Here is a 7199-nt window from a genome sequence, read left to right on the forward strand (position 1 = left end):
CTGTAGAGCTTGTAAAGAAGATGGAGGAGCTCCGATACCTTTGTAAACTCTTTCTTTTCCTTGGGAGTTTTCTCCACAAGAAGCTTAGCTATCTTTCTTATCACATCATGCCTTGTGGTCATCTTTCAGCCTCCAGCTTTCTGAGATACTTTTCTATGTAGGCTTTCTGAACCTTTTCTTCCTTGAATCTCTCCTTTAGGATGTTGACTGCCAACGCATGCGCCCTTTCAGCTCCGTAGTGCAGGAGCTCCTCCTTTGCCTTTTTCACTTCTATATCTATGACCTCTTTGGTTCTCTCCCTTATCCTTCCTGCTATTTCCTTTGCCTTTTTCTCCTCTTCTTCCACTATGACCTTTGCGGTATCCTGAGAGAGCTTTATCTGCTCCTGATATCTTCTCTGAGCGTCTTGCAGGTTTTCTTTAGCTTTTCTAAGCTCTTCCTGAGCTTCCGCCAGCTCCTTCTCTGAGCTTACGAGCTTTTCTGTTAACTCGCTAAAGTACTTTTCAAAGGCTTGTTGTATGGGTTTTTTACCAAAGTAGTAAACTATACCCAGGAAAGCTAATATGTTTAGCCCTTTCCATATGATTTCCAAAGTGTGATGTCCTTCACTCATGCCGCTTCCTCCACGACTTTAGTGGCTATAAGCTCAGCTACCTCTCTTACCCTCTCTTCCATCTTCCTTTTTTCCTCTTCAAGGCTTTTCCTTATTTCTTCCACAGCTTTTAATATCTCCTCCTGCGTTTCGGATTCCACCTTGGTGAGGATTTCAACCCTTATCTTCTCTGCGTTCCTTCTTGCCTCTTCCACTATGTTGTGAGAGCCCTTCCTTCCCTTTTCTAATATGGCGTTAGCCTCTTCCACATACTTCTGAGCCTCTTCTCTTAACTTGAGCGCTTCTTCCATGTTCCTCTGAGCAATGCTTTCCCTTTCCTCTATAACCTGAGAGTATGGCTTTATCAGCAGGCTTCTTACAAGAGCCACGAACACGAGGAAAAGAACTGCCTGTATAAACAAGGTAGCGTTAGGATACATAGCTTGCTGTATATCCATGAAAGCCTCCTAAGAACATTATAACACAATCTAAACATTAAGAGAATGTTTTAAATTCCTTCAAGGCAGAAAGAGACGGTGTTTATAATTTGCACGTTGTAAAGAGTAGTGTGTTGTGTCTAATATTAAGCCTGTGAGATGATATTAACCCACGAAGAGAGATTGAAGGAATGATACCTAACTGTCTAATAAACCTCTCGTTCCTAATTCATAGGAGTTTTACGAATTCTCGCATAGTCAGGCTCAAATTCCGAAGTTGCTAAGTATCAAGCATAAGAAAGTGTTTTTAGACAAAGCAATTCAATATGCGACAATCTGCTTTGTCCAGTATTAGGTTTATGAGATAGTATTCCCCCATGAAGAGAGATTGGAAAAATTATAACGAGATAGAAGACTTTCACTCTGACCATTTGCCAGATAAGCCAGAAGACCTACCACAAGGCTTTGTCATAATCCTTGACTTCACTGGTTTATTTTCGTCATTCAAGCGAGCTTGGTGAGTATGTGAGCGATGTGAAGTTTGAAAACATGCGGAAGGAGCTAATGTTTCAAGGTTATTATAAAGAGCTTTTAAGTAATGATAGTATAGGAATGATAGTGAGGTGAGTTGAGGTTATGGTCATGTAGATGGGTTATGGGGGTAGGTGGTGAGTAGGGGATGTGGGGGTGTTATGGAGGATATTGAAACCTTTACTGGACACGGCACATTTTATCCCCATATAGTGAACAAAAACTTCTTAATTTTCATTCGTTTTTACCTGAAAGTATATAGTATCAGATCTTCGGTAGATAATTCTACAAAAGGCTAGACAGGACGTTAAACCAGTGCTTTGTCCAAAAGGTGTTCTCTAAAGCTTGATATCCAGACATCCCAAAATCTGAGATTGTATTCATGAGGAATCATAAAACTCTTCAGGTGGTTATACATTGGACACAGTAGATAAAATGAAGAGAATTTTAGTTACAGGTGGTGCGGGATTTATTGGGAGTCATCTCTGTGAAAGATTACTAAATGAGGGAAATGAGGTTCTGTGCGTCGATAACTTTTACACAGGCACAAAAAGAAATATTTTGCATCTTCTTAATAATCCACATTTTGAGGTTATTAGGCACGACATCACCCTTCCTTTGTATGTAGAGGTTGATGAGATTTACAATCTTGCCTGTCCAGCATCTCCTGTGCACTATCAGTTTGATCCAGTGCAAACAGTTAAAGTTTCTGTGTATGGTTCAATAAACATGCTTGGTTTAGCAAAGAGGCTTAAGATAAAAATCCTGCAAGCCTCTACCTCTGAGGTATATGGAGATCCACAGGTCCATCCCCAGCCAGAAACCTATTGGGGCAATGTAAACCCCATTGGTCCGAGGGAATGCTATGACGAGGGAAAAAGATGCGCAGAAACCCTCTTTTTTGCCTATCATGAACAACACAATCTTAGGATAAAAATTACCAGAATATTTAATACATATGGACCAAGAATGCATCCTAATGATGGAAGGGTAGTAAGTAATTTTATATTTCAAGCTCTTCATGGAGAACCATTGGCAGTATACGGAGATGGTTCACAAACGAGAAGTTTTTGTTATATTGATGATATGGTTGAAGGATTGATTAAACTTATGAACTCTCCAGATGAAATAACAGGTCCTATTAATTTAGGAAACCCTTATGAAATTACTATTATTGAACTTGCAGAGTTAATATTAAAGCTCACTAAGTCAAAATCAAGGATAGAATTTAGACCCTTGCCGAAGGATGATCCTGCAAGAAGACAACCAGATATAACTCTGGCAAAAAAACTTCTTAACTGGGAGCCTAAGACTCCGTTAGAAGAAGGGTTGATGAAAACGATAGAGTATTTTAAAAAGGTTTTGTTTTAAGGTAAGCGTGGACATGTTATATCATAAACCTAATATTCTTATAGTTGGTGGTGCAGGGTATATTGGTTCTCATGTTAACAAGCTTTTAAATGAAAGTGGAAAGTATAACACTATTATTCGATAATCTTATTTACGGTCATAGAGAGTTTGTTAGATGGGGTGATTTTATTTTAGGAGATTTATCAAACATAGAACAAATAAGATTATGCTTTAGGAGATATAAAAAAGATGCTGTAATGCACTTTAGCGCATATGCTTATGTTGGATAGTCCGTTAAGAAACCTCAGGAGTATTATTACAATAATGTTGTCAATACTTTGAATTTACTAAAAGTTATGTTAGAAAACGGAGTTAAATTTTTGGTATTTTCATCGAGTTGTGCAACATACGGTATTCCAGAAAAAATTCCTATCACAGAAGACCAAAATCTCAATCCTATTAATCCGTATGGAAGAACTAAAGCTATGATAGAGCACATACTAAAAGACTATGATGAAGCCTATGGTATTAAATTTGTAATTTAAAATACTTCAATGCAGCAGGTGCAGATCCAAGCGGACTAATTGGGGAGTGGCATGACCCTGAAACTCACATAATACCACTTCTCTTAGATGTGGCGATAGGAAAAAGAGAGAGTTTCACCATATATGGAAATGATTACCCCACACCAGATGGGACATGCGTAAGAGATTTTATACATGTAAATGATTTAGCAAAGGCACACATGCTTGCCATGGACTATCTTCTAAATGGTGGTGAGAGTGATGTGTTCAATCTTGGAACCGGAAAAGGTTACTCTGTTATGGAGATAGTAAGGATAGTTTCCAAAATAACTTCAAGAGATATAAAAGTAATAATTGGGGAAAGAAGACCTAGAGATCCTCCTATCATAATTTCTGACTTCGCTAGGATAAAAAGTAAGTTAGGGTGGGATCCAGAGTATAGTGATATAGAAAACATGGTAAGGACTGCCTGGAATTGGCATCAAATACTTTATTCAAAGTTTAAAGTTTATTGAATATTTTCATTATAAAAAGGAGATATTTGAATGTATAAGAATTACAACATAGTGTGCGTTACTCCTGCGGGTAGAAGGCGGTATATGAAACTTCTTGCATCTTATGTTTTAACTGACGACATTGTTGATAGATGGGATATTTGGGTAAACACTACTGATAAATTAGATATAGCCTTTTTTGAATACATGGCAAAAAATTTTTCAAAGGTCAAACTTATCCCCCAACCAGAAGGTTTAGTGGATGGTAATGCATCTATAAATGCTTTCTTTAGATATTGTACAAATGAATATGTTTCGACAAAGGAGGTAACCACATGAACTCTAATCAGTTTCCTTTTGTAACAGTAAATATTCTTGCTTACAATAGAAAAGAAGAAGTAGACATTACACTAAGAAAAATACTCTATAATTTGGAATATCCAAAAGATAGATATGAAGTAATAGTAGTAGACAATGCTTCTACGGATGGCACTTATGAAATGATTAAAACAAAATATCCTGAAGTTAAGGTTATTAGACTAGAGAAAAATATCGGTATAGCAGGGTGGAATGAAGGGTTTAAAGCAGGAAAGGGAGATTATTTTTTGGTTTTAGATGACGATAGTCATATCGAAACTGGTTTAATTGAAGCCATTAATTTTTTGGAAAATAACAAAAATATCGGAATATTAGCGTGTAAAATAGTCGGAGGTCCATTTACTACAGACCATTGGAAAGATCTAGACGATTGCATTGGGTTTATCAACTGTGGAGCTCTGATACGTAAAGATCTAATAAATAAAATTGGTGGTTTTGCGGAAGAAATGTTTTTGTATTCTAATGAATGGGAGTACTCAATTAGAGCATTAGATCAAGGCTTTAAGATAGTATATTTCAGCAAATGTGTGGTAATTCATAGGGCATCTAAAAAAAATAGGAGTATTAAAAGATTAAGAACTCTGACTACTCGAAATGAATTATGGATTGTGTGGAGGTATTATACGGGTTTTAAAAAATTTCTACTCATGTTCAGGGTGTTATTTTGGAATATGATGGCATCTAGACATGAAGGAGTTAATTCGGTTTTTTACGCATTATCTGGTTTACTCAAATTTATTAATATGGAAAAAATAAAACAATTAGAGTTAATAAGAAGGTATTAGAATACTATGAGAAGAATTTTTGGAGTTTTAAACCAATTTTACCTTCTATTATAAAAAGGGCTAAAAAACTTTTAAAAAGAGCGTAAAAAAGCTCAAACAAGTTATTAAGGAGGAATTTACTATGTTTAACTACATCATCATCGGCGCTGGTTTTGCAGGTTCTGTGATTGCAGAGAGAATAGCTTCTCAATTAGGCAAGAAGGTCCTTATCATTGAGCGAAGAAACCACATAGGAGGCAACTGCTTTGACTACAAAGACGAAAACGGTATCATTGTGCATAAATATGGTCCTCATATTTTTCATACAGACCACAAAGAAGTGTTTGACTATCTATCAAATTTCACCGATTGGCATTACTACAATCACAGGGTGTTAGCATTCATTGACGGTAAAAAGGTGCCTATACCCTTTAACTTTAATTCAATGGATATGGTCTTCCCAAAAGACTTATCTAATAAATTACAAAATAAGTTACTATCTTATTACCAATACGGTAGTAAAGTGCCAATACTTAAACTTCGTCAGATAAACGACCCTGATATTCAATTTTTAGCAAATTATGTATATGAAAAGGTTTTTTTAAACTACACATCTAAACAATGGGGTAAAAAGCCTGAAGAGATTGACCCAGAGGTAACAGCAAGAGTACCTATCTTTATTGGTAGGGATGATAGATATTTTAATGATAAATATCAAGCAGTCCCATCAGAAGGATATACGAAAATATTTGAAAGGATGTTGGGCCATCCAAACATCAAACTAATGCTCAATACCGATTTTAAAGAGGTAATGAGAATAGACATTGAGACAAAGAAGATTTATTTTATGGGTCAGGAGTTTAAAGGCATGGTGATTTTTACAGGGCAGATTGATGAGCTTTTTGACTACAAGTATGGAGTGCTTGACTATAGAAGTTTAAGATTTGAGTTTAAGGTTATTGACAAGGAGTATTACCAAGAAACCGCATCTGTTAATTATCCAAATAGCTATGATTTCACGAGGATAACAGAGTTTAAGCATATACATCCCGCAGATACGAGAAAGACTACAATAGCAATAGAATATCCAGAGGACTATTCATTGGGTAAGACGCCATACTATCCATTTTTTACCGAAGATGCTCGCAGGAGGTATGAGATATATTATGAAATGTCGAAGGGTTTTGATAATTTGGTGTTAGTCGGTAGACTTGCAGAGTATAGATACTATGATATGGATGACATAGTCAAAAGAGCCTTAGAAGTTTTTGAGGAGAAAGTAAAATGAATGAGGATAGAGAAACAGTATGCGCGATTGTCGTGACATATAACAGGAAGAAATTACTACTTGAATGCTTGGAAGCCATAAGAAGGCAAACAAGACCCGTGCAGGGAATTTACATAATTGATAATGCTTCCACTGATGGCACACCAGAGTTTCTAAAGGAAAATGGTTATATTAACGAATTACCACCTGAGAATTTAGCAAAGCCTTGGGAAAAAGAGTTTACGATAGAAAATCTTGTAGATGGTAAAGAGATAAGAGTTTACTATGTCCGTATGCACGAGAATACTGGAGGAGCTGGTGGTTTTCATGAAGGAGTAAAGCGAGCTTACGAAAAAGGCTACGATTGGTTATGGCTTATGGATGATGATGTTGAACCTTTACCAGATGGTTTACATAAGCAACTAAGTTATAAACATTTGGGTTTGTGCATGCATCCAACGAAGGTAACTATAGACGGTGAAATATTTCCATTTGAAGGTATTTTGGATATCGCTACAGGCTTCGTTTACCTCAAGAAAAGTGAAGATTTTAGAAAAATGAAGCAGTATACATATATAAATTACGGGTGCTTTGAAGGAATGCTATTGCATAGGTCTGTTGTGAGTATTGTAGGGCTTCCAGAGAAGAAATTCTTTCTATACTATGATGATACATACTATGGATATATGATAAATAAAGTGACGAATGTTCTATACATAAAAGACATATGCTTCGTTAAAAAGCTTAAAAGAAATTCTCACGGTCTCAATAAGCTTGAATTGTACCTTCACTTTAGAAATTATATAGGATACTTAGCCCGTAAGGTATGTGAGGATAAAAGAAGATACTGGAGTTTAGCCAT

Annotated in this window: 7 protein-coding genes and 1 pseudogene; 6 read left to right on the forward strand and 2 right to left on the reverse strand. The window is 36.2% G+C overall.

Features of this window, described 5'->3' with window-relative positions; genetic code table 11:
• Nucleotides 1–118: 118 nt before the first annotated feature.
• Together NZ519_10080 and NZ519_10085 are read right to left on the reverse strand one after the other, a co-directional pair.
• On the reverse strand, nt 119–613 hold the full coding sequence (locus tag NZ519_10080) for a hypothetical protein (protein ID MCS7029097.1): 495 nt from the start codon (nt 611–613) through the stop codon (nt 119–121).
• The gene (locus NZ519_10085) at nt 610–1050 is read right to left on the reverse strand and encodes an ATP synthase F0 subunit B (protein MCS7029098.1); all 441 of its coding nucleotides are present in this window, start codon (nt 1048–1050) and stop codon (nt 610–612) included. Before NZ519_10085 ends, NZ519_10080 begins: the two co-directional genes overlap by 4 nt.
• A 945-nt stretch (nt 1051–1995) precedes the next feature.
• On the opposite strand from NZ519_10085, the gene NZ519_10090 reads away from it, so the two are divergent.
• The 6 genes and pseudogenes from NZ519_10090 to NZ519_10115 form a co-directional block, all read left to right on the forward strand.
• A complete protein-coding gene (locus tag NZ519_10090) occupies nt 1996–2931 on the forward strand; it encodes an SDR family oxidoreductase (GenBank protein ID MCS7029099.1) in 936 nt (311 codons plus the stop codon).
• Between the two features lie 13 nt (nt 2932–2944).
• A pseudogene (gene galE, locus NZ519_10095) lies at nt 2945–3949 on the forward strand (UDP-glucose 4-epimerase GalE).
• 30 nt (nt 3950–3979) lie between these two features.
• Complete coding sequence (locus tag NZ519_10100) at nt 3980–4267, forward strand: hypothetical protein (GenBank protein ID MCS7029100.1); 288 nt, start codon at nt 3980–3982, stop codon at nt 4265–4267.
• The gene (locus NZ519_10105; protein ID MCS7029101.1) at nt 4264–5091 is read left to right on the forward strand and encodes a glycosyltransferase; all 828 of its coding nucleotides are present in this window, start codon (nt 4264–4266) and stop codon (nt 5089–5091) included. Before NZ519_10100 ends, NZ519_10105 begins: the two co-directional genes overlap by 4 nt.
• Before the next feature lie 121 nt (nt 5092–5212).
• Complete coding sequence (gene glf, locus NZ519_10110; protein ID MCS7029102.1) at nt 5213–6358, forward strand: UDP-galactopyranose mutase; 1146 nt, start codon at nt 5213–5215, stop codon at nt 6356–6358.
• The coding region (locus tag NZ519_10115; GenBank protein ID MCS7029103.1) for a glycosyltransferase family 2 protein at nt 6355–7199 on the forward strand (845 nt) is incomplete at its 3' end. The genes glf and NZ519_10115, both read left to right, overlap by 4 nt.

It is taken from the genome of Bacteroidia bacterium, from assembly GCA_025056095.1.
GTDB lineage: Bacteria > Bacteroidota > Bacteroidia > JANWVE01 > JANWVE01 > JANWVE01.